The organism is Streptomyces massasporeus (assembly GCF_014648995.1).
Classification (GTDB): Bacteria; Actinomycetota; Actinomycetes; order Streptomycetales; family Streptomycetaceae; genus Streptomyces; species Streptomyces massasporeus.
In genome coordinates this window covers 38,791-61,717 of the sequence record NZ_BMSE01000020.1, presented here as the reverse complement: position 1 = coordinate 61,717, position 22,927 = coordinate 38,791, and the positions used below count along the sequence as shown (strand labels likewise).

Genomic DNA, 22,927 nt, shown 5'->3' with positions numbered 1-22,927 from the left:
TCCTCTCGCGCGTCAGCTGCGCAGGCTGCGGGCGGGCAGGACGACATGCGCCGCGGAGACCGTCGCGTCCTCGTCCGAGGTGAAGGCGGCGAGCGCCTCGGCGTCACCGGGCTCGGCGCCCTCCGGCCACGGCCGCGTGGCGAGGACGAGGTAGGCGAAGCCCAGCTCGCCGACCGCCTCCAGCCAGGTCTCCGGCGGTACGAACTGGGACTTGAGGTGCTGCACGGTGAGGACGGCCGACCCGGGCACGACGAGGAGGCTCACGGGGTCCACCGGTTTCGATCTTTTTACGTCGTGACGGCGGACTGGGCCGCTGGGCCGCGTGGACGAGGCCTTCGCCCAGGGGGAGCCCGGCGCCGAGCAGCACCTGCTCGACGGCCTTCGCAGTGCCCTCCGGACCGTTCGCCCCGTCTCCGAGGGAGCGGGCCGGCGGATGGGGGACGTCGTTCCCGTCGGGGGTCGTGCCCCGCCAGGACTGGACGACGAAAACCCCAGGTCGGTGTACACGGACTGCGTTCCGGGTGAGATCGCGGTCACCGCGGAACCGTATCGGCGCACCTCACGGCACCCGGTGTGCCGTCACCCGAGTGGACCAGCCGCCGCCGGGCTCGCCACACGAACGAGGGGTCCGCGCGCCCGACATGCCCGCGATACAGGACACTGGGTGAAGATCCGACCGGGAAGGACCGACACGTGATCATCTTCGGCACCAAGGGATACCTGTACCAACTGGCGATACTGACGCTGGTGTGCGGCCAGTGCGGAAACCCCGCCGCCCACACGCTCAGGAAGCGCGTCACGAAGTTCACCCTTTTCTTCGTCCCGCTGTTCCCCATCTCGACGAAATACCTGACGCAGTGCACCTTCTGCGGCGCGGAACAGAAGGTGACCAAGGAGCAGGCGGATCATCTGCAGACCCAGAGCACGAACGGCCCGAGCGGCCAGGCGTACGGGCAGCCGCAGCAGCACGACCGGTTCTGATTCCAGCAGGCCCGGGCGCGGCCGGACCGCCCTCGCCGCGGGCCCCGACACCGGCCACCGGCCACCTTCGCCGGTCGACGCTTCGGCGGGCGTCGAAGCGTCCCGCCCGTAGCGTCCCGGGCCATGACGCCCCGCACCCACCTCGTGATCCGGCCGAGCATCCTCTACTTCGGCACGCCCGTGGTCCTGCTGACCACCGAGAACGCCGACGGCACCTGCAACCTCGCCCCGGTCTCCTCCGCGTGGGCCCTGGGGCAGCACCTCGTCCTGGGGCTCGGCAGCGAGAGCCACACCGTGCGGAATCTCGCGGAACGCCCGGAACTCGTGATCAACGTCGCCTCGCCCGAGCTGTGGGAACACGTGGAACGCCTCGCACCGCTGACGGGGGCGGACCCCGTGCCGGAGGCCAAGCGGCCGGTCTACCGGCACGAGCGGGACAAGTTCGCCGCAGCCGGGCTCACCCCGGCCGCCGCCGACCTGGTGAGGCCTCCGCGGGTCGCCGAGTGCGCTCTCCAGCTGGAGGCCCGGGCCCGCGCGCTGACCCCGGGCGGAGCCGGCCACTTCGTCACCGCCGAGTGCGAGGTCCTGCGCGTCCACGCCGCCGAGCGCATCGTCGTGCCCGGCACCCAGCACATCGACCCCGCCGCCTGGAGCCCGCTCATCTACAACTTCCGCCACTATCACGCACTGGCCCCCGAGGTCGGCCACGGTTTCCGCTCCGAAACGGCGAGGACCGCCGTCTGATCACATCCGATGTGGCAACCGGAACTTCCCGGGTACTCGGCCTCCGCGGGCCCGGACCTGTGTGGGCCGATGGGCCTCCTGCAGTCGATCAGCGAATACGGAGGCATTCAGATGAGCACCATCAAGGAAACCGTGGAAGTCGACGTCCCCGTCCACACCGCCTACAACCAGTGGACGCAGTTCGAGGAGTTCCCGAACTTCATGGAGGGCGTCGAGGAGGTCAGGCAGCTGGACGACCGCCACAACCACTGGACCACCAAGATCGCCGGGGTACGGCGCGAGTTCGACACCGAGATCGTCGACCAGCTGGCCGACGAGCGGGTCACGTGGCGCACGACCAGCGGAGACACCCACCAGAGGGGTTCCGTCCGCTTCGAGCGTCTGGACGACACCCACACCAGGGTGGAGCTCGTATTGGATGTCGAGCCCAGCGGAGCCGTGGAGAAGGCCGGCGACATGATGGGCACGATCGACCGCCGGGTCAAGGGCGACATGCAGCGCTTCAAGCAGTACATCGAGGAGCGCGGAGTGGAATCGGGCGCATGGCGCGGACGCGTCCGGCCCGGAGACAGCCCTGGCGGCCCCGGCCCCATCCTCTGACACCAGCCGCACCCGGAACCCGGCCTCCCCCGAGAGGCCGGGTTCTTCTGTGCCCGCATGTCCCGACCCGCGCAGAGAGAGCGTGAACTTTCGGCCACGTCATGACATGCACCTGTCCATATCGGTCTTCCGGTGGCACGCTGCCCCCTGACTGTCCGCAGTGAGACCCCTGCCTGACCGGGTGGACGGGCTCCCGCCACCCGGCCCCCACAGCAGAAGGAGACCGCGTGATGGGCAAACCCCGCAGCGCCCGCTCGACCGGTGGCGACACCCGCGTCCGCCGGTCCGTACTCGGCGCGCTCGCCGGCGTCGCCGCGCTCCTGGCCACCGGCGTCACCGCCGCACCGGCGAGCGCCGCACCGGACCCCGGCGTGATGACCCCCTCGGCGCAGGAACGCGCCCTGGCCTTCTGGACCCCGCAGCGGATGCGCGAGGCCACCCCGCTCGACCTCCTGACCGTCGACCGCTCCGACGTACGGACACCGGCACCTCGCAAGGGCAAGGCGGCGGTCGTGCCTCCCAGCGCGCCGACCTCCGCCACGGGCCCCCTGGCCTTCCCGCACGGCGGCGGACCCTGGACCGGCGGGGGAGCGGTCACCAAGACCGCGGGACGGGTCTTCTTCAGCTACCAGGGCCGCACCGCGTCCTGCTCCGGCAACGCCGTCACCAGCGCCAACAAGAGCACGGTGATCACCGCGGGCCACTGCGTGAAGCTGGAGGGCGCCTGGCACACCAACTGGGTCTTCGTGCCCGGCTACCACGACGGGCAGCGCCCGTACGGCACCTGGACCGCGTCCAAGACCCTCTCCACGCCGCAGTGGACGGCCAGTGAGGACATCAACTACGACATCGGCGCGGCCGTGGTCGCCCCGCTGGACGGGCAGAAGCTGACCGACGTCGTCGGCGGCCAGGGCCTGGCCTTCAACACCGGCTACAACAAGGCGATGTACTCCTTCGGCTTCCCGGCCGCCGCGCCCTACGACGGGGAGAAGTTCATCTACTGCAGCGGCACCACCACCCGCGACTTCCTGCTGTCCAAGGACCACGGTCTGACCTGCAACATGACCGGCGGCTCCAGCGGTGGCCCCTGGTTCACCCAGTTCAGCGAGGCCACGGGGACCGGCCTGCAGTCCTCGGTGAACAGCTTCAAGTACAACTTCCTGCCGAATGCCATGTACGGCCCGTACTTCGGCACGGACGCGCAGAACCTGTACCAGAGCGCCCAGTCCTCCTGATCCGCCGTCCTACCGGGAGCCGGGTCCTCCGCCACGCCGGGTGGTGGAGGACCCGGCGTCGAGCTCGCCACCCCTGGTAGTCCGTGGGATCCGGCTGCCCTGGGTATAGGGGCGAGGCGCAACGAGCGTCACTGAGGCTCCTCTCGAGCCGATCAAAGGCGCTCATATGGCTTCCCTGATCCGCACCCTGGGTATTCCCGTTCGCAACGTGGTGTGATCCCTGCCCTGGCTGGGCCACGCGATACCGCTCATACGCGACAATCTCGCCTTCATCGCTTCGCTCCGCCGCGACTACGGCCCGCTCGTCGAAATCACCCTTCAGCCAGGCACCCGAACCGTCATCGTCCAAAACCCCGAACTCATCCGCTTCATGCTCAAGGACCTCGGGCCGAGCCTCGACAAAGGCAGGTTCTTCGAGAAAATGGGCCAGTTGCTGGGTGACTCGGTGGTCACTGCCGCAGGCCTGGCACACCGCAACAAGCGTCGGCAGCTGCAACCCGCCTTCGCCCGCGAAGAGATTGCCCGCTACGTCGACATCATGCGCGACGAGGCCGACGCGGCCGTCTGCGGACCGAGGAGCACCCCGAGGCCGCCGCAGGGCTGCTGCGCGGCCTCGGCGGACGGGGCGACGACCGCGTGACGGAATCCGGCCGTGCGATGGCTCCGGGATCACGTGGCCGGACCGTCGGCCGCACGTGCCCTGGGCACTGTGGACTCCGGCACGGCCGCCCCACACCTCCGCGAGGCCCTGTCCGACGAGACGCTCGCTCCGCGCACCCGGGCCGCCGCCGCAGCGGCCATCGGCACCGCGGGCCGCTGGGACGCCGTATGGCTCCTGCTGTCCCTCCTGGACGACCCCGACGACGAGATACGCGCCGTTGTGCTCGATGGCCTGGAGACACGCGTCGAGAACGGCCTGCGCCCCTGGGAACGCCACCCCGTGGCCTGGGCGCTGGCAGAACACCTGGCCACCGACGAGAAGCACATCTGGCGCACACGCAACGCGCTCGACGGCCTCGCCCAGGCTCTGCCCGAGGTACGGCGGCTCGCGGACAACGCTCCGTCCGGGGAGGTCCTGGCCGCCGCGCTGTCCCTGCTCGACCCCGACGCCCCGGACGACGAACACACCCGCCACGACCCACGGCGCTTCCTGCGCGGACTGGACGACCCGCACGAAGCGGTCCGCTACCAGGCCGTCCTCGGTCTCCGACGCTGGGCGGAGGCCACCGGCTCACTGCCGCCGGACAGCGGGAGGACCCGCGACCGGCTGACCGGCCTCACCGAGGACGCCTCGCCCCGACTGCGTCAGGCCGCGACCCGCCTGCTCGGCTCGGCGGACTCCGGCCCGCCGTAGGCGGATCCGGCCGGAAGACACCCTCACCGGCGATTTTCGTCCATGTGCGGCCGTGCGGCGTGTGTCCGCAGCCCGGCCGGTCCACACTGGGACCCATGCGCGTGGTGATCATGACGGCGGGTTCGCGCGGCGACGTCGCGCCGTACACCGGGCTGGGCGCCGGGCTGGCGCGCAGCGGGCACGAGGTCACGCTGGCGACCCACGCCCTGTTCGAACCCCTGACCGTCGGCTCGGGGGTGCGCTTCCACCCGACCCCGGTCGACCCGCACGCGGTGTCCCACTCCGACCAGGGCCGCGAGTTGCACGCCAGCACCACAGGCCTGGGCAAACTGCTGCGCGCGGCGTCGATGGCCCGCTCCGCGGCCGAGGAGATGACCGACGCCCTGGTGCAGGCGGCCCGCGGCGCGGACATCGTCCTGGCCGCCGGAGCCGTGGCACCGCTGGGCCGCGCCATCGCGGAGGGGCTGAACCTGCCCAGCCTGGGCCTGTTCCTGCAACCCCAGCATCCGACAAGGGAGTTCGGCGCGCCCATGCTCGGCGGACGCTCGCTCGGCACGGTGGGCAACCACCTGGGCGGACGGGCCGTCATCTCCGCCGTCGACCGGGTCTTCACCCACGCCGTGCACCGGCTGCGCACCCGGCACGGCATGACGCTGCGCGGCCTCTCCGCGAGCCGCCGGGCCCATGAGCGGGCGAACTGGCCCGTGCTGCACGGGTTCAGCGAGCAGGTGGTGTCCCGCCCCAAGGACTGGCGCCCCGGGCTGGAGATCGCCGGGTACTGGTGGCCGCACGACACCCGCGCACTGCCCGGCGCACTGGAGGAGTTCCTGGCCGCCGGGCCGCCGCCGGTGTTCGTCGGACTGGGCAGCGCGACGGTGCCGGACCCCGAACGCGTCAGCGCCGAGATCGTGCGCGCGCTGCGGACGGCGGGACTGCGCGGCGTCATCCAGCAGGGGTGGGCGGGTCTCGCCGCCCGCGACGACGACGATGACGTGATCACCGTGGGCGACGTGCCGCACGCGGTGCTGTTCCCCCGCACGGCCGCCGTGGTCCACCACGCCGGAGCCGGCACCACCGCCGCCGTCCTGCGCGCGGGGGTGCCCACGGTGCCGGTGCCGGTGCAGTTCGACGGCTTCTTCTGGGCGGCGCGCCTGGTCGCCCTGGGGACGGCCCCGGAGGCCGTCCCCCTGCGGCGCCTGACCGCCGACACCCTCGCCCCCGCCCTGCGCCGCGCCACGGGCGACCCTCACCACCACAGCCGCGCCCGGAAGTTGGCTCACGACCTGGCCGGGGAGGACGGCGTGGCCCCGGTCCTGGCCGCGCTGGACCGTCTCACTTCGTGACCGCTCCGCCCTCCGGGGACGGCTTTCCGGGACGGAACCGCTCGTGCAGCCGGATCGCGACGGGGGCCGCGGTGAACACCGAGGAGTACGTCCCGACGGCGAGGCCGATGAGCAGGGCCAGGGCGAAGTCCGTGAGCGAGGAACCGCCCAGCACGGCGAGGGCGGTGAGCATGAACGCCGCGCCCATGCCGGTGTTCACCGTCCGGGGCAGGGTCTGCAGGATCGCCCGGTTGACGGTGCCGGCGAACGGCGACCCGGGGCCCCGCCGGGTCAGTTCCCGGACGCGGTCGAAGAGGACGACGGAGTCGTTGACGGAGTAGCCGATGACGGTGAGCAGGGCGGCGAGGAACACCCCGTCGACCGGTTTGCCGAGCCAGGCGAAGACCCCGAGCAGGATGACCACGTCGTGGAGCAGGGCGACGACCGCGGCGGAGCCCAGTATCCAGCGGAAGCGTGCCGCGAGGTAGACGAACTGCATGCCGAGGGCCACCGCCAGCGCGACCAGGGCACCTTGGCGCAGTTCCTTGCCGAGGCTGGGACCGATCAGCTCGTCGCGGACCTTGTCCGCCCGGCCGTCCAGGTCGCGCAGCGCGCCGGTGACCTCGGCCTCCTCGGCGTCGGTCAGCGGATCCGTACGCACCGTCAGACCCGTCTCGCCGGAGGACTGCACGACCGCCCGGGGAAACCCGGCGTCGGCGAGCGCGGTACGGGCCCGGCCGGGGTCGACGGGGGCGCTGGTGGCGTATTCGATGAGACGGCCCCCGGTGAACTCCACACCGAGGTCGACACCGCGCACGACGATGCCCGAACCGGCCAGCGCGAGCACCGCCGCGGAGGTGACCAGCCAGCGGCGCGGGTGGCGCATCAGGAGCGGATTGCGACGGGTGAGGCGCTCACGGACCGCGCCGATGGTGGCGATGCCGGTCAGACGGGGGCGGCGGCGCACGCCCGGGCGGCTCGTGGCGAACTCGGCGAGCACCCGGCTGATGACCAGGGCGCTGAACATGGAGGCGAGCACCCCGATGCCGAGGGTGACGCCGAAGCCGCGCACGGGCCCGGACGCGAGGAAGAACAGCAGGGCGGCCGCGATCAGCGTGGTGATGTTGGAGTCGGCGATCGCGCTGAAGGCGTTGCGGAAGCCGGCCGCGAGCGACGAGCGGATGCTGGGCCGGCGGCGGACGGCGTACTCCTCGCGCGCCCGCTCGAAGACCAGCACGTTGGCGTCGACCGCCATGCCGATGGCCAGGACGAAACCGGCCAGGCCCGGCAGCGTCAGGGTGGCGCCGAGGGCGGCCAGGGCGGCGTAGGAGAGCAGGCCGTAGCAGGCCAGGGCCAAGGCGGCCAGGCCGCCCATCAGCCGGTAGACGACGATGATGAACAGCGAGGTCAGCGCGGTGCCGATGGCCGCCGCCCAGGCACTGGCGGTGATGGCCTGCGCGCCGAGGGTGGGGCCGACGGTGCGTTGCTCGACGGTCTCCACGGGCACGGGCAGGGCGCCGCCGTTGATGAGCAGCGAGAGTTCGCGGGCTTCCTCGGGGCTGAAGGAGCCCGTGATCCGGGTGGCGCCGTCGCGGATGCCGGTCCCGCAGGTGAGGGACGGGTCGACCTGCGGGGAGGAGATGACCTTGTCGTCGAGGACGATGGCGACCCGCCGTGCGGGGTCGCCGGGCGCATGGCAGGCGGCCTCACCGGTCAGGTCGGCCCAGCCGGCGCGGCCGGTGCCCTCGAAACCGACGGTGACGTGCCATCCGGCGCCGCCCTGCTGGTCGAACCGGGCGGCGGCCTCCTTGACGTCCTCGCCGGTCAGGGACGTCGGCCCGAGGCGCAGTGGCGTGCCGGACTCGTCGGGCAGGACGCGTTCCCGGGGCCGTTTCGGCAGGGGCCGGGAGGTGTCGTCGGCTTCGTCCGCGGCGCCGAGCACGGGGTGGAAGGTGAGCTGCGCGGTACGGCCCAGGACGGCGGCGGCCTTCTTCGGGTCCTGCACACCGGGCAGTTCGACGATGATCCGGTGGTCGCCGGAGCGCACCAGGGTGGGTTCGGCGACGCCCAGCGCGTCGATGCGGCCGCGCAGCACCTCCAGGGTGCGGTCGGTGGCCGCGCTGTCGGCGTCGGCGGTGGGGGTGGAGCGGGTTTCGAGCACGATCTGTGTTCCGCCGCGCAGGTCCAGTCCGAGCCGGATCGGCACGGTGGCGGCGACGTACAGGGACAGGGCGAGCACGGCGAGGGCGAGCAGCGCCCTCACGCGCAGGGAACGGTTCAACGGGAGCCTCCGGCGGGCACGCCACGGCGGCGGCCGACGTGGGCCGCTGCGGGGCGGGTTGAGTGAAGGGAAGGGGGCGTCAGGTGCCGGAGAACACCGGGGGCGCCCGCCCCCGGTCCCGCGCCGTGTGCGGCTGCGAGGAGGGCACGTGCTCGGTCGGAGCCCCGTACGGGCTCGGAAGCCGGCACGGGGTGGTGTCCGCGCTCTGGCCGTGGGTGCCGAGGTGTCCGCGCGGGGCCGGGTGCTCGCCGTGCGGCTGCTCGTGGCGGGTGGCCGCCCGGACGACGCAGGCGGCGTCGCATCCGTCGTCGGCGCGCGTCCCGTCGTACCGGTGGAGGTCCGCGGCCATGGGTGCGTCGGCCACTCCCGTGCCCCGTGTGCCGAGCTGCGGAGCTGCGATGCCGAGTGTGGTCAGCACCGCCAGGACGACGACGGCCAGCACCGCGCCGGCGGGGGAGCGGGGCCGGGTGATGCCGCCGGCGGACGCCGCATGCACGGTGTGGCGCACCTTCCCCCCTCTCTCTCGTCGTGGCGTGCGGACCGGGCCCGCCTGGCGGGTCAGGGCTCGATCAGCCCGGCGCGGATGGCGTAGCGGGTCAGGTCGAGGCGGTCGCGCAGGCCGAGCTTCTGCAGCAGGTTGGCGCGGTGGCGCTGGACGGTCTTGATGCTGATGAACAGCAGGTCCGCGATCTCCTTGGACGAGTGGCCCTCGGCGACCAGCTTGAGAACCTCCTCCTCGCGGGGGGTGAGGATCTGATCGGGAGTCTCGTCCCCGTGGCGGGCCCGGTCGAGGTAGTTCCGGATCAGGGCGGTGACCGCGCCGGGATACAGGAAAGGCTCGTCCCGCATCGCGGCCCGGCAGGCGGCGACCAGGTCCCGGTCGGCCACGGACTTCAGCACGTACCCGCTCGCGCCGGCCTTCAGAGCCTGGAAGAAGTACTGCTCGTTGTCGTGCATGGTGAGCATCAGGATCCGCAGCCCCGGCTTGAGGGCGGCCAGTTCGCGGGCTGCCTGCAGCCCGGTCAGGCGCGGCATGGCGATGTCGAGCACGGCCAGGTCGACCTCGCTGGTGCGGGCCAGCTCGATGGCCTCGGCCCCGTCACCGGCCTCGGCGACCACTTCGAGGTCCGGCTGCTGGTCGAGGATGAGCCGCACACCGCGTCGGACCAGCGCGTGGTCGTCGGCGAGCAGGATGCGGATCGTGCTCGAGGGCGTCGGGGCGGGCGTGGTCGTGTCGGACATGGTCAGGGCTGCTTCCTTGCGACGGGCGCGGTGAGCTGCACGCGGGTGCCGGTGTGCGGTGCCGGGGTGATCTCCAGGCTGCCCTCGACGAGCAGGGCCCGCTCGCGCATGCCGCGGATGCCGGCGCCTTCGCGGGGTGCCTCGATGCCACTGCCGTCGTCGGTCACCGTCAGCACCACGCTGTCGTCGGCGTGGCGCAGGGCTACGGTGACCCGCCCGGCGTCCGCGTGGCGGGCGACGTTGGTCAGTGACTCCTGGGCGACGCGGTAGAGGACGAGCTCCGTCTCCGGCGTCAGGGCGGGCAGGTCGGCGTCGAAGCGGCGCGTGACCAACAGCCTGGTGTGCGTGGCGAAGTCCTCGCTGAGCGAGGTCAGCGCGCTCACCAGACCCAGATCGTCCAGCACACCGGGCCGCAGCCGGCGCACCAGACGTCGGACCTCGTCGAGGCTCTCCCGGGTGATCTCCTGCAACTCCTGCAGCTCCTTGCGCAGCGGCTCCGGCGCGTCGTCCGCGGAGCGCTTGAGCCCCAGCAGGATCGCGGTCATGCTCTGGCCGACCTCGTCGTGCAGTTCCTGGGCGATGCGCCGGCGCTCCGCCTCCTGGGCCAGCAGGGCCCGGGCGCTGCTGGCGACCCTCTCCTGCTCCAGCCGCTCCAGCATGGCGTTGAACGTGCGGATCACCTCCGCGACACCGCCGCCGCCGGAAGCGGGCAGGCGCTGGCCGGGACGCAGCAGGTCCACGGTGGTCATCAGCTTGGTGAGCCGGTCCAGCGGGGCCAGCCCGAGCCGCAGCAGCGCGGCGTTCGCGACGAGCATGACGGCCAGGCCGCCGACCAGGATGACCGCTTCGGTCAGCAGCACCGGCACGGACACGGTCACCGGAGCCCACAGCAGCAGGGCCGTGGCCGTGCCCAGCACCACCGCGTTGAGGGCGAAGATCCGCCAGAACAAGGACACCGTCCCTGCGCCTCCCCTTGTACGAGCTCGGTCTCACCTCCACTGTCGGCCATCGCGGAGCCCACCGCGTTCGCGGCCCGGGCAACTTGAGCAAGCCTGCGTTCAGGCTCTCCCCTCACCGCGCCCCCGTCCATGGGACCTGGCCCCCATTTCCCCGGGCACGCACCACCCATGGCGCGGCCGCATGGGTCCCTCGACCCGGTGCAAATGGGGCCCGCGCCCGATGGGTATCCGCCGCGCGCCCGGCCAGGCTGGAGAACACACGACCACCCGACAGCGGACGGGCGGCCCGGCAACGCCGCCGGGCCGCCCGCCGCGCATGACCGACCCGCGCCACCGCGCATGACCGACCCGCGTCACCGCGCATGACCGACCCGCGTCATCGCGCACCCGCCGTACGCCGCCGAGAAAGAGACCGACCATGTCGCTCGATGTCACCCGGACCGAACCCCACCCTCACGAGGCCCGCCGGCGCCTGGAACACGCCCGCACCTCCCGGCTGGCCCAGCTGCGTGCCCTCGACGAGACCGAGCGCAGCACGGACGACCATCTGGTGTCCGCGCAGAAGACCGCGATGGAACGGGTCCTCGCCGAGATCGAGGAGGCCTTCGCCCGCATCGACGACGGCACCTACGGAATCTGCGTGGGCTGCGCGAAGCCCGTTCCCGCGGAGCGGCTCGAGATCCTGCCCTACACCCGCCACTGCGTCGCCTGCCAGCGCCGCACGGCCTGACCCTCCCGTACCGACCTCCTACGCCCTGCCGCAAAGGGGTGACGTGGTGAACCACCAGACCATCGACGAGAGCACGACGCACCTGTCGGCCGGGGACCTCGCGGCGCTGCGCGAGAACCTCCACGAGCAGCGACTGTTCCGCCAGGAGCAACTGCGCCTGCTCGCCGGACCGGTCACCTCCCGGGCCGAGGACCGGATCCGGCAGCGGGCCGCCGCCCAGATCGAGGTCCGCGTCAAACTCGCCGCCTCCGCCCGCATGGTCCTCACCGACGTCGAAGCAGCCCTCGCCCGCATGAACGAGGGCTCCTACGGCACCTGCCACCTGTGCCGGCGCCCGGTCGAACGGGAACGGCTCATGATCGTGCCGCAGGCCCGCTACTGCGCCCGCTGCCAGCAGGTCAAGGAGGCACAGCCATGACCGACGCCCACGACCTGTCCGGTCACGCCGCCCGTCACCGGCCGTGGCCCCTGTGCCGGCGCTGCTGCGGCATCGCGCTGGACATGGGCAGCGCCCGCACCCGCGTCTGGCTCGCCGGCAAGGGCACGGTCGTCGACGTGCCCACCGTCACCTTCCCCGGCACCGGCGCGGTCCACCCCGTGCAGCGCGGGACCATCATCGACACCCCGGGGTGTTCCCGGATGCTGCAGCGTCTGCTCGGTCACCGGTTGCCCCGCTTCACCCGGCCCATGGTCATCGTCACCACTCCCGTCCTGGACGGCGTCGCCTACCGCACCCGGGCCCGCGCCGCCGTCGAGGTGCTTCGGCCGCGCACCGTCCTGACCGTGCCCAGCGCCCGGAGCATCGCCCTGGCCGCCGACGCGGACCTGTCCCGGCCGCTGGTGGTGGTGGACATCGGCGCCCATCTCACCGAGGTGGTCCTGCTGTGCGACGGAGCGGTCACCGACGCGCACCGCACGGCCGTGGGAACCAGCGACCTCGACGAGACGCACACGCCCGAGCAACTCGTCGAGGCGGTGGTCGCGATGCTGACCGCGATGCGCCGCCAGGACCGCACCTCGCTCACCGCCGAAGCCCTGCGGCGTGGCCTCCTCCTGGCCGGCGGGGGAGCCCTGCGCCCCGACCTCACCCACCCTCTCACCGCACGCCTCAAGGCGCCGCTGCGTATCGTCCCGGCCCCGCACACCGCGGCCGTCCGCGGCGCCGCCAGGTTCCTCCAGGCCGCCCATGGCCACCCCTCGGCCTCCGCGGCCCTTCCGCCCGTCCTCCGCCCTCACTAGGACGGTCACGAACGCGCCTACTGCCGCGCGCCGGCGCCCGTTTCGCGAACTCCGGGCCGGCGCGCCCTGCCCCCCCCGTGCCCGGTCGGCACCCGCACGCGCCGTCTCCACCGCCGAAAGGAGGAACCATGCCCGGCCGCACACCCCCACCCGCACCGCCGCCTCCGCGGGAGCTGCCCCGGATCATGTTCTGGCGGCTGCGGCGCAACCCCCTGCGCCGCCGCAGCGACCTGGCCCAGGCGTGGATCGGCCTCGGCCTGACCCTGGCCGTCCTGGCGGCAACGCCGCTCGCCCTGTTCCTCGTCGGCGACGCCGCCCACCGCCACCACGCCCGCACCGCCCGGCACCAGGCCGCCACCCGGCACCACACGACCGCGGTACTCGTCGAGGACGCCCGCAGCCACCCCGAACCCGGCTCCGCCGAGGCGAGACAGACCCTCTACCCGACCAAGGTCCGCTTCACCGACCCCCACGGACGCACCCACACGGCTCACGCCGATGCCCAGCCGGCCCTGCCCAGGGGCACCATCATCCGCGTCTGGGCCGACACCGACGGAGCACTCACCGATCCGCCCCTGAGCCCCGATCAGATCCGCAACCGTGCCATGGGCTCCGCGCTGATCGCCGTCCTGGGCGTCCACGTCGCGGCAGCCGCCGCCTACGGCACGGTCCACCGCGTCATCCGGCACCACAACCTCGTGGCGTGGGAGACCGCCTGGGCGGCGACAGCCCCTCGCTGGACGACATCACCCTGAAGGGGCCCGCACCCTGACGGGCCGGGCCCAAGGGGGCACCTGGTGCCCGAGCAGGGAATCACGCGTGGTGCATCTCCGCGGAGCGACCGACGCGCAGGTGGCTCTCCTGCGGCCGCAGAGCGCTGACCTCGGTCCAGTCCGTGGCGAAGCTGCCCGGGGGGATGACCGTGACGTCCGCGATGTTGTTGCCGTCGTCGATGGAGCAGACGACACCGCGCCCTTGCGACTTGCCGTAGAACAGGATGCGGTCGTTGCTCACGGCGGTGATCTGCGTCCAGTCCTTGGCGAAGGCGCCGTTGGGGATGACGGTCACGTCCGCGATGTTGTTGCCGTCGTCGATGGAGCAGACGACGCCGCCGCCCCTGGTCGCGCTGTAGAACAGGATGCGATCGCCGCTGAGCCCGGCGATCTCGGTCCAGTCCTTGGCGAAGCTGCCCGGTGGGATGACGGTCACGTCCGCGATGTTGTTGCCGTCGTCGATGGAGCAGACGACACCGCGCCCTTGTGACTTGCCGTAGAACAGGAGGCGATCGCCGCTGAGCGCGATGACCTCGGTCCAGTCCGTGGCGAAGCTGCCGTTGGGTATGAGGGTGACGTCCGCGATGTTGTTGTCGTCGTCGACGGAGCAGACGACCCCGCCGGCCCTGCTCGCGCTGTAGAACAGCAGGCGGTCACCGCTGAGACCGGTGAAGGCCGTCCAGTCCTTGGCGAAACTGCCCGGGGGGATGACGGTGACGTCCCCGAGGTTGTTGCCGTCGTCTATTTCGGCGACCACACCACGCCCTTGTGACTTCCCGTAGAAGAGTATGCGATCTGACATTGTCGACTCTCCAGTCTGAATTCATCCCGGGCTTCGAATTAGCTTTCCAGCCGCCCGAGAATCCTTTGTGGGCCCTCTCATAACGCTACGCTCACCCCGTCGGACCTGCACTCTCAACCTGTGTAATCGAATGGTGGAGTCGTGTTCGAGTAAATTGTTGACGGTGAAATCGCCGTGAATTTTCGAGGGTGTCCTGATTGAATATGGAACGGTGCCGAAAATGCATCCAGGCGGGTTAAGGGAACGGGTTAAGTGGTGGGGTAAACCTTGATAGGCTCCCGGGGAGGAGGTAGACCGACATGGCATCCGAGGAAGAGCTGTTCGCGAGCGTGGACGCTCTGCTGGAGGAGGAGCCGCAGCTCCCGCCCCCGGCCGAGCGGGCCCGGCTGCGTGAGGCCGCCGGCATCACCCAGGCCCGTCTCGCCCAGGCGTTGAAGACGACGACGCAGACGGTGAAGAACTACGAGAACGGCCGCTCCGAGCCCAAGTCGCCGCGCCTGGAGGCCTACCAGCGTCTGCTGCGCGGCTGGTCGGAGAAGTACCCGGCACACGGCGTGCCCGCCCTCTCCCGGCAGGAGTCGCCGAAGACGGTCGTCGGCCCGCCCGCGGCCGAGGGCCCGGAGCCGGAGAGCGTCGCGCGCGTGGGGGGCCACGTCACCCCAGCCGCACCGGAGCGCCCCGCCGCCCGCCGCTCGGCGGCGTCATCGAGACGCCCGGCGAAGCAGACCCCGCAGCCCGTGTCCGACGCGCGCTTCCCGCACGGCCCGCTGGCCGTGCTGGACGCCGACGGTTCCGCGTACGGCGTCGACGGCATCGTCCTCGACTGTCCCGCCACCTCCGTCCCGGAGCTCGTGGAGTGGACGCTGCAGGAGTCCGGCGTCGGTGCCGCGCGCCTGCACCGCAACGGCAAGGACTCCGACCCGCTGATCGTCCTCACCGCAGCGGCCGCCGTGAAGCTCGGACTGCCGGAGCGCCTGGAGGGCCACGAGCAGCGCCGTAACCTGCGCCTGCCCGACGACCACCCCGTCGTCCAGCAGGTGAAGAAGGCGAAGTGGCAGCTCACCCAGCGCGGCTTCGGCCCCTGGGCGCGCGTCTACCGCAAGGCGCAGGGCACTCAGCGACAGTGCGTACAGCTGGCCGTCCTCTCCTGGGACGCCCTCGACGAGCGGTCCTGGCCCGGCGTCGCCGAGATGGAACCGGCCGACATCGCCCGCGTCCTCGGCGTCTACGCCCGACGCGTCATCACCCCGCGCGGCTCCACCGCCGTTTCGGGCCTGGAACTGATGACGGCCCTGCGCCCGCCCACCCGCGCCGTACGGGACGAGACCACCGGCAACTGGGTCCCCGGCCACAATCCGGGCAGCCTCGGCACCGAGCCGATGGACCCGGCGCCGCCGGAGGCCACGCAGGAGCATCCCGTGGTCGTGGGCTCCGGCTGGAAGGGCGGCTTCCTGAACGAGGAGGCCTACCAGTGGGTGCGCGACGTCGACCTGCTGAGCGACGAGGAGTGCCATCTGCCCTACGCGGTCGGCCTGGACCTGAACACCGCGTTCCTCGCCGCCGCCGCCCGGCTCACGGTCGGCCTGTCGGCACCGGACCACTTCCACGGCCCGCAGTTCAACCCGAAGATCCCCGGCTCCTGGCTGGTGGACCTCTCCCACGTGGAGCTGGACCCGCGCCTGCCCAGCCCGTTCACGCCGACCGGCGAGCGGCCCGACGGCCCGGCCTGGTACCAGACGCACACCGTCGCCTACGCCCAGGAACTGGGCTACAACGTCCAGCCGCTGGAGGCGTATCTGCGGCGGGAGACCGGCGCGTACCTGGATCCGTGGCACGACCGGCTCAAGACCGCCTACCTCGACACCCTCGCCGACCTCGGCGTCACCCGGGACCTCGACGACCGTGCCTTCCTCGCGGCGATGGAGCGGCACAAGGACGCCGATCCGGCCCTGGCCGCGGTCCTCGGGGCGATCAAGGCCACCGTCAAGGGCGGCATCGGCAAGCTGCGTGAGCGCCCCCAGGGCCGCCGCTACCGGGACGGAGAGCGCTGGCCGGCCCTGGAACGCCCGACCTGGCGCCCCGACATCCGCGCCGCCGTCATCTCCAAGGCCCGGGTCAACATGCACCGCAAACTGCTGAACATGGCGAAGCTGACGGGCCTGTACCCGCTCGCGGTGCTGTCCGACTGCGTCGTCTACCCGAGCCCCGGCCCCAGCCCGCTGGACTTCCTGCCCTACGCGGCCTCCGGCAAGCCCCAGCCCGGCGGCTTCCGCCTCGGCCCCAGCCCGGGCCTGGCGAAACCGGAAGGCGTCCAGGAGATGCTCTGGGCAGTGGACCTGATGGAGAAGGGCTACAACCCGGCCCGCCACATCAAGGGCGGCGACGCCGTCCTCGACGAAGGGGAGTAGGGCTGTGACCGTGATCGCGCATCAGCCGGGCCGCCACCCTGACGGCCCGGCCCTCGAAGGGAACTGACGCCGTGGGAGAGATCGACGACGCCATCGAGCGCGCCGATCAGGAAGCCTTCACCCGGGAACCGCCCAAGACCCTCAAGGGCCAGATCAACTTCCTGATGAGGCAGCTCAAGACGACCCGGGCCGTGGCGGCGGAGCTCGGGGTGAGCCAGCGGTCGGTGGAGCGTTACCGCAAGGGCGAACGCAGGCACCCGCCGCAGGACATCCAGCGCAGGATCGACACGGCCGTACGGTCCCGTTGGCAGCCCCAGGTCCGCAAGCGCCGGCGCAGGCAGGCCGCGGCCACGGGCGGCATCACCGTGGAGACGCGGGCCCGCTTCGGCTACACCGCGCCGATCGGCACCACCGACGACGGCCGCTTCCGCCGCCTCACCGTGCACCTCACGCCGGAGCACGCCCGCCGCCTGTTCGAGGCACGCGACGCGGGTGCCGGCGACCAGGAGATGCGGCAGATCATCGCGGACGGCTTCAAGGACGTCTACTTCCAGGACGGCGGCGTCCGTGCGATGGACCTGTCGGACGTGGCCATCAACGACATCGACTACCTGGATCTCGACTACTAGAGGACGTCCGCAAGCAGCCGTTGCCCTCCGGGCCGTCCACGGGGGGCGACCTGATCATCGGTGTGGGAGAAGTCTCGTTCGCCGGACGAGCCCCTGGTCAGCATCAGTGCCATCGGCCCCGCCCCACCCTCGTACGGCTGCCCCAAGTGGCGTTCCGAAGCGCCCAAATCTAGCGTCGTACTAAGATTTCCGGCTTGTTACCGAGCTGGAGCCGGACAACCCCAGGCATACCTGCGGGCCCGCCAGCGCCCCGGAGGCATCCGGGATCGAGACGCGAGGACCGGATGGCAGCCATACAGGAGAGCGACGCTCTCGGCCTGCTCGGCGATGAGCTCGGCGCGGAGATCCAGCAGGAGTTCGGTGACGCGGCCCGCTTCTCGGGACGCCCGGCGGCGTCGCCACGCACCCTCGTCGACCTCTTCGACGCCTCCGTGCGGTCGTATCCGGAGGAGCCAGCCCTGGACGACGGCACGACCAGCCTCACCTACCGGGAACTGGCCGCGGAGGTGGAGCGGCTGCGGCGACGGCTCGGCTCCGCCGGGGTCGGGCTCGGGGACCGGGTCGGAGTCCGGGTGCCGTCCGGCACCAACCAGCTGTACACCGCGATCCTCGCCGTACTCGCGGCCGGCGCGGCCTACGTCCCCGTCGACGCCGAAGACCCCGACGAGCGGGCCGCGTTGGTGTTCGGCGAGGCGGACGTGCGGGCCGTCATCGGCGCCGGGCACGAGATCACCGTGCACGGTGCCGGTGAGACCCCCGCCGCACGCCCCGGTGTCGGGCACGACGCGTGGATCATCTTCACGTCCGGCTCCACCGGCAAGCCCAAGGGAGTCGCCGTCTCCCACCGCAGCGCCGCCGCGTTCGTGGACGCCGAGGCCGCGCTGTTCCTCACCGAGGAGCCGATCGGCCCCGGCGACCGGGTCATGGCGGGGCTGTCCGTGGCGTTCGACGCCTCCTGCGAGGAGATGTGGCTGGCCTGGCGGTACGGCGCCTGCCTGGTACCGGTGCCGCGTTCGCAGGTCAGGAGCGGCGCCGATCTCGGGCCCTGGCTGGTCGAGCAGGAGATCACCGTCGTGTCGACCGTGCCCACGCTCGCCGCCCTGTGGGAGCCGGAGACCCTCAACGACGTACGGCTGCTGATCTTCGGCGGCGAGGCCTGCCCGCCCGAGCTGACCCAGCGGCTGGTGACCGAGGGGCGCGAGGTCTGGAACACGTACGGTCCGACCGAGGCGACCGTGGTGGCCTGCGCCTCGCTGATGAGCGGCCAGGAGCCGATCCGGATCGGGCTGCCCCTGGACGGCTGGGAACTGGCCGTCGTCGACGAGGCCGGAGAGCCCGTGCCCATGGGCGGCAGCGGACAGCTGGTGATCGGCGGGGTCGGTCTCGCCCGGTACCTCGACGCCGAGAAGGACGCGGAGAAGTACGCGCCCCTGGAATCCCTGGGCTGGGAGCGGGCGTACCGCAGCGGTGACCTCGTCAGGGCCGAGCCCGAGGGGCTGGTCTTCCTCGGCCGGGCCGACGAGCAGATCAAGCTCGGCGGACGGCGGATCGAGCTCGGCGAGGTGGACGCCGCACTCCAGGCCCTGCCCGGGGTCGCCGGAGCCGCGGCCGCCGTACGCACCGCCCGCAGCGGCAACCAGCTCCTCGTCGGCTACGTCGTCACCCAGGACGGCTGGGACCACGCCACCGCCGTCGAGAAACTGCGGGCCGAACTGCCCGCCGCGCTCGTGCCGTTGCTCGCCCCGGTCGAGGAGCTGCCCACCCGCACGTCGGGCAAGGTCGACCGGGGCGCCCTGCCCTGGCCGCTGAAGGACCTGGACCAGGGCGGCCCCGCCGAGCAGCTCTACGGCACCGAGGCCTGGCTCGCCGAGCAGTGGACCGAGGTGCTCGGCATCCCGGTCACCAGCGCCTTCGACGACTTCTTCGCGATCGGCGGCGGCAGTCTGTCCGCCGCCCAGCTCACCACCCGGCTGCGCACCCGCTACCCCGGCGCGGCCGTCCTGGACATCTACCAGCAGCCCGTGCTGCGCAAGCTCGCCCGCCGGCTCGAGAAGTCGGCGCAGGACGAAGAGGCCCGGCGCACGATCACTCCGGTGCCCAGGCGCGCCCAGGCCATCCAACTGCTGCTCCTCGTGCCGCTCTTCACCCTCCTCGGGCTGCGCTGGACCGTGGCACTGGCCGCACTCGGCAATCTGCTGCCCGCCTACGCGTGGCTGCCCACGGCCCCCTGGTGGCTCCTTGCGGTCGCAGCCGTAGCGCTGTTCAGCCCGCCGGGGCGGCTCGCCCTGGCCGCCGGCGGCGCGCGCCTGCTGCTGCGCGGCGTGAAGCCCGGCAGGTACGCGCGCGGAGGCGGCGTACATCTGCGGCTGTGGACCGCCGAACGGCTGGCCGAGTTCAGCGGCGCGACCTCGCTGACCGGCTCCTGGCTGGAGCGGTACGCGCGGGCGCTGGGCGCCAGGGTCGGCCCGGACGTCGATCTGCACTCGCTGCCCCCGGTCACCGGCATGCTCAAGCTGGGGCGGGGCGCGGCCGTGGAGTCCGAGGTGGACCTGTCCGGCTACTGGCTGGACGGCGACCGGCTGGAGGTCGGCACGGTCAAGGTGGGCGCGCACGCCGTCGTCGGCACCCGCAGCGTGCTCTTCCCCGGCGCCCGGGTGGGCAAGCGCGCCGAGGTGGCCCCTGGTTCCGCCGTCACAGGGCAGATCCCCACCGGTCAGCGGTGGGCGGGCGCGCCCGCGGTCAAGCTGGGCAAGGCCAAGCGCAACTGGCCGAAGGAACGGCCGCGCCGGGGAACGCACTGGAGCGTGATGTACGGCCTCACCGGCCTCGCACTCACCGCGCTTCCGGTGCTCGCGGGGCTGGCCGCGCTCCTCGTCGCCCGCGCCTTCGTCACCCCCGGCTCGGTCCTCACCGGCGCCGCCCTGGCCGTCGTACCGGCGACGCTCACCTACGGACTCGCGTACGCGGTGCTGCTCCTGATCGCGGTACGGCTGCTGAGCCTCGGCCTGCGCGAGGGGACGCACCCCACGCACAGCCGGATCGGGTGGCAGGCCTGGACGGTCACGCAGCTGATGGACCGCTCGCGCGAGACGCTGTTCCCGCTGTACGCCGGGCTGGTCACGCCGGTGTGGCTGCGGCTGCTCGGCATGCGGATCGGACGCGGCGCCGAGGTGTCGACCGTGCTGGCGCTGCCCAGCCTGACGACCGTCGGCGAGGGCGCGTTCCTGGCCGACGACACCCTGACCGCGCCCTACGAACTAGGCGGCGGCTGGATGCGGATCGGCCGGGCCGAGATCGGGCGGCGGGCCTTCCTCGGGAACTCGGGGATGACGGCGCCCGGACGGAGCGTGCCGGACGGCGGGCTGGTCGGCGTGCTGTCGGCGACCCCGAAGAAGGCCAAGAAGGGCACCTCCTACCTGGGGCTGCCGCCGGTCAAGCTGCCGCGCGCCGCCGCCGACGGAGACCAGAGCCGCACCTACGAGCCGTCGGCCCGGCTGCTGTGGGCGCGCGGTCTGGTGGAGCTGTGCCGGATCGTGCCGGTGTTCTGCTCGGCGGGCCTGGCGGTGCTGACGATCGCCGCGCTGTGCGCCCTGGGGGCCTGGGCGCCGCTGCTGTCGGGGCTGGTGCTGCTGGCGGCGGGCGGGGTCGCGGCCCTCGTCTCGATCGTCGCGAAGTGGACGCTCGTGGGGCGGCACCGCAGCGGGGAGCACCCGCTGTGGTCGTCCTTCGTGTGGCGCAACGAGCTGGCGGACACCTTCGTCGAGGTCCTCGCCGTCCCGTGGCTGGCGGGCGCGGTGCCGGGCACACCGGTGATGACGGCCTGGCTGCGGGGCCTGGGCGCCCGGATCGGCAGGGGCGTGTGGGTGGAGAGCTACTGGCTGCCGGAGATGGACCTGGTGACGCTCCGGGACGCCGCCACCGTGAACCGCGGTTGCGTCCTTCAGACGCACCTCTTCCACGACCGGATCTTGCGGACGGATACTGTGGTCCTCCGTGAGGGCGCGACGCTGGGCCCTGGCGGGATCGTCCTGCCCGGCAGCACGATCGGGGCCCGCACCACGCTGGGTCCCGCGTCGCTGGTCATGGCCGCGGAGTCCGTCCCCGACGACACCCGCTGGCTCGGCAACCCGATCGAGGCATGGCGCCCCTGAGCGCGGGTCACTCGGAGCCGGGAGGCGACGCACCGGCAGGCAGTGGCAGCAGCGCAGCGCAGGGAGATCAGACGGCAGTGGCAGTCCAGCAGGCGGCGGGCGCGGACCCGTACTTTCCGGAGCACGGCGACCCCCGCTACCGGGTGCACCGGTACGAGCTCGCGCTGGACTACCGCCCGGGCCCGAACCGGCTCTCCGGGACGGCCCGCATCAACGCCATAGCGGGACGGGCGCCGCTCACCGAGTTCGTGCTGAACCTGGCCGACTACAAAATCGGCAGGGTGCGCGTCGACGGACGCCAGCCGCACTACACGCACCGCGGCGGCAGGCTGCGCCTGCGTCCCGCCAAGCCGGTCCGCGCCGGGGCGCCCTTCACGGTCGAGGTGCACTGGTCGGGCAACCCCGAGCCGGTGAACAGCCCCTGGGGCGGGCTCGGCTGGGAGGAGCTGGAGGACGGGGCGCTGGTGGCCAGCCAGCCCATCGGGGCACCGTCCTGGTACCCGTGCAACGACCGGCCCGCGGACAAGGCGTCGTACCAGCTCTCGATCACCACGCCGTCGGCGTACGCGGTGGTGGCGGGCGGACGTCTGCTGACCCGGACGACCAAGGCGAGCACCACCACCTGGGTGTACGAGCAGTCGGCGCCGACCTCCAGCTATCTGGTCGGCCTCGTGATCGGCAAGTACCAGACGGTGCTGCTGGGCGACCCGGGCCCGGGCGGGGTCCCGCAGCACGGGCACATCCCGGCGCATCTGCTGGGCGACTTCTCGCGGGACTTCGCACGCCAGCCGCAGATGATGGAGGTGTTCCAGGAGCTCTTCGGGCCGTACCCGTTCGACGAGTACGCGGTCGTGGTGACCGAGGAGGAGCTCGACGTGCCCGTCGAGGCGCAGGGGCTGTCGCTGTTCGGCGCCAACCACGTGGACGGGGCGCGGGGTTCGGAGCGGCTGGTGGCGCACGAGCTGGCGCACCAGTGGTTCGGCAACAGCGTGTCGATCGCCGACTGGCGGCACATCTGGCTCAACGAGGGATTCGCGAAGTACGCGGAGTGGCTGTGGTCGGAGCGCTCGGGCGGGCGCACAGCGGAGCAACTCGCGTCTGCCGCACACCGGTTGCTGTCGTCGCTGCCGCAGGACCTGCGGCTGTCGGATCCCGGTCGCAAGTCGATGTTCGACGACCGGCTCTACGAACGCGGCGGGCTGGTCCTGCACGCCGTGCGCTGCGCGCTGGGCGACATCGCCTTCTTCCGCATGCTGCGCGGCTGGGGCCAACTGCACCGGGGTGGCACGGTCACGACCGCGGCCTTCACCACGCACGTGGCGCGCTTCGCGACCGAGCCGGTGGACGAACTGCTGCAGGCATGGATCCACGGGACGACGCTGCCGCCGCTGCCCGGGGCCGAGAGGCGCGCGGCGGGCTAGGATCCCCGCCCGCCGCGGTTCTTGCCGACCGGCGTGGACCCGGGCCCTCCCGCCGC

General features: G+C 72.4%; 21 protein-coding genes and 1 pseudogene. 15 read left to right on the top strand and 7 right to left on the bottom strand.

Annotated features, from left to right (window positions below; all coding sequences use genetic code 11):
• Positions 1 to 12: 12 nt before the first annotated feature.
• Complete coding sequence (locus tag IE153_RS42640; RefSeq protein WP_308432223.1) at positions 13 to 273, bottom strand: DUF5949 family protein; 261 nt, start codon at positions 271 to 273, stop codon at positions 13 to 15.
• A gap of 103 nt (positions 274 to 376) precedes the next feature.
• Positions 377 to 550, bottom strand: a pseudogene (locus tag IE153_RS42635) (DUF5949 family protein); the annotation flags it as partial.
• Positions 551 to 693: 143 nt separating this feature from the next.
• On the opposite strand from IE153_RS42635, the gene IE153_RS32970 reads away from it, so the two are divergent.
• From IE153_RS32970 to IE153_RS32940, 7 genes are all read left to right on the top strand, one after another.
• The gene (locus IE153_RS32970) at positions 694 to 981 is read left to right on the top strand and encodes a zinc-ribbon domain-containing protein (RefSeq protein WP_031112578.1); all 288 of its coding nucleotides are present in this window, start codon (positions 694 to 696) and stop codon (positions 979 to 981) included.
• A 123-nt stretch (positions 982 to 1,104) separates the two neighbouring features.
• Positions 1,105 to 1,725, top strand: a complete 621-nt coding sequence (locus IE153_RS32965; RefSeq protein ID WP_189593400.1) for a flavin reductase family protein — start codon at positions 1,105 to 1,107, stop codon at positions 1,723 to 1,725.
• Positions 1,726 to 1,836: 111 nt separating this feature from the next.
• Entirely contained in the window at positions 1,837 to 2,325 is a 489-nt protein-coding gene (locus IE153_RS32960; RefSeq protein ID WP_189593399.1) for an SRPBCC family protein, read from the top strand.
• Between the two features lie 230 nt (positions 2,326 to 2,555).
• Positions 2,556 to 3,560: a trypsin-like serine peptidase gene (locus tag IE153_RS32955; RefSeq protein WP_189593398.1), complete on the top strand. Its 1,005-nt coding sequence runs from the start codon at positions 2,556 to 2,558 to the stop codon at positions 3,558 to 3,560.
• A gap of 220 nt (positions 3,561 to 3,780) precedes the next feature.
• Positions 3,781 to 4,200: a cytochrome P450 gene (locus IE153_RS32950; RefSeq protein ID WP_308432225.1), complete on the top strand. Its 420-nt coding sequence runs from the start codon at positions 3,781 to 3,783 to the stop codon at positions 4,198 to 4,200.
• Positions 4,201 to 4,212: 12 nt separating this feature from the next.
• A complete protein-coding gene (locus IE153_RS32945; protein ID WP_308432222.1) occupies positions 4,213 to 4,914 on the top strand; it encodes a HEAT repeat domain-containing protein in 702 nt (233 codons plus the stop codon).
• Positions 4,915 to 5,009: 95 nt separating this feature from the next.
• Complete coding sequence (locus IE153_RS32940) at positions 5,010 to 6,257, top strand: glycosyltransferase (protein ID WP_189593396.1); 1,248 nt, start codon at positions 5,010 to 5,012, stop codon at positions 6,255 to 6,257.
• Here IE153_RS32940 and secD read toward each other — a convergent pair.
• From secD to IE153_RS32920, 4 genes are all read right to left on the bottom strand, one after another.
• Positions 6,247 to 8,517 carry a protein translocase subunit SecD gene (secD, locus tag IE153_RS32935; protein WP_189593395.1) on the bottom strand — a complete coding sequence of 757 codons (2,271 nt, stop codon included), beginning with the start codon at positions 8,515 to 8,517 and terminating at the stop codon, positions 6,247 to 6,249. The two genes, IE153_RS32940 and secD, sit on opposite strands and share 11 nt — an antisense overlap.
• Positions 8,518 to 8,596: 79 nt before the next feature.
• On the bottom strand, positions 8,597 to 9,013 hold the full coding sequence (locus IE153_RS32930; RefSeq protein WP_189593394.1) for a hypothetical protein: 417 nt from the start codon (positions 9,011 to 9,013) through the stop codon (positions 8,597 to 8,599).
• A 62-nt stretch (positions 9,014 to 9,075) separates the two neighbouring features.
• Entirely contained in the window at positions 9,076 to 9,759 is a 684-nt protein-coding gene (locus IE153_RS32925; protein ID WP_189593393.1) for a response regulator, read from the bottom strand.
• Between the two features lie 2 nt (positions 9,760 to 9,761).
• Complete coding sequence (locus IE153_RS32920; protein WP_189593392.1) at positions 9,762 to 10,715, bottom strand: sensor histidine kinase; 954 nt, start codon at positions 10,713 to 10,715, stop codon at positions 9,762 to 9,764.
• 421 nt (positions 10,716 to 11,136) lie between these two features.
• On the opposite strand from IE153_RS32920, the gene IE153_RS32915 reads away from it, so the two are divergent.
• From IE153_RS32915 to IE153_RS32900, 4 genes are all read left to right on the top strand, one after another.
• A complete protein-coding gene (locus tag IE153_RS32915; protein WP_189593391.1) occupies positions 11,137 to 11,448 on the top strand; it encodes a TraR/DksA C4-type zinc finger protein in 312 nt (103 codons plus the stop codon).
• A 43-nt stretch (positions 11,449 to 11,491) separates the two neighbouring features.
• Positions 11,492 to 11,866, top strand: a complete 375-nt coding sequence (locus IE153_RS32910; protein ID WP_189593390.1) for a TraR/DksA family transcriptional regulator — start codon at positions 11,492 to 11,494, stop codon at positions 11,864 to 11,866.
• Positions 11,863 to 12,687, top strand: a complete 825-nt coding sequence (locus tag IE153_RS32905; RefSeq protein WP_189593389.1) for a rod shape-determining protein — start codon at positions 11,863 to 11,865, stop codon at positions 12,685 to 12,687. Before IE153_RS32910 ends, IE153_RS32905 begins: the two co-directional genes overlap by 4 nt.
• A gap of 128 nt (positions 12,688 to 12,815) precedes the next feature.
• Complete coding sequence (locus IE153_RS32900) at positions 12,816 to 13,442, top strand: Rv1733c family protein (protein ID WP_189593388.1); 627 nt, start codon at positions 12,816 to 12,818, stop codon at positions 13,440 to 13,442.
• A 58-nt stretch (positions 13,443 to 13,500) separates the two neighbouring features.
• Here the strand turns inward: IE153_RS32900 and IE153_RS32895 are convergent, their stop codons facing one another.
• On the bottom strand, positions 13,501 to 14,262 hold the full coding sequence (locus IE153_RS32895; RefSeq protein ID WP_189593387.1) for a hypothetical protein: 762 nt from the start codon (positions 14,260 to 14,262) through the stop codon (positions 13,501 to 13,503).
• Positions 14,263 to 14,561: 299 nt separating this feature from the next.
• Here IE153_RS32895 and tap point away from each other — a divergent pair, with 299 nt between their 5' ends.
• The 4 genes from tap (at position 14,562) to IE153_RS32875 (ending at position 22,871) form a co-directional block, all read left to right on the top strand.
• Positions 14,562 to 16,670 (top strand): telomere-associated protein Tap, encoded by a 2,109-nt coding sequence (tap, locus tag IE153_RS32890; protein WP_189593386.1) that lies wholly within the window; start codon positions 14,562 to 14,564, stop codon positions 16,668 to 16,670.
• A 71-nt stretch (positions 16,671 to 16,741) separates the two neighbouring features.
• Entirely contained in the window at positions 16,742 to 17,299 is a 558-nt protein-coding gene (gene tpg / locus IE153_RS32885; RefSeq protein ID WP_189593385.1) for a telomere-protecting terminal protein Tpg, read from the top strand.
• 284 nt (positions 17,300 to 17,583) lie between these two features.
• Positions 17,584 to 21,450, top strand: coding sequence for a Pls/PosA family non-ribosomal peptide synthetase (locus IE153_RS32880; RefSeq protein ID WP_189593384.1), 3,867 nt, complete (start codon positions 17,584 to 17,586; stop codon positions 21,448 to 21,450).
• 77 nt (positions 21,451 to 21,527) lie between these two features.
• Entirely contained in the window at positions 21,528 to 22,871 is a 1,344-nt protein-coding gene (locus tag IE153_RS32875) for a M1 family metallopeptidase (protein ID WP_189593383.1), read from the top strand.
• Positions 22,872 to 22,927 lie beyond the last annotated feature (56 nt).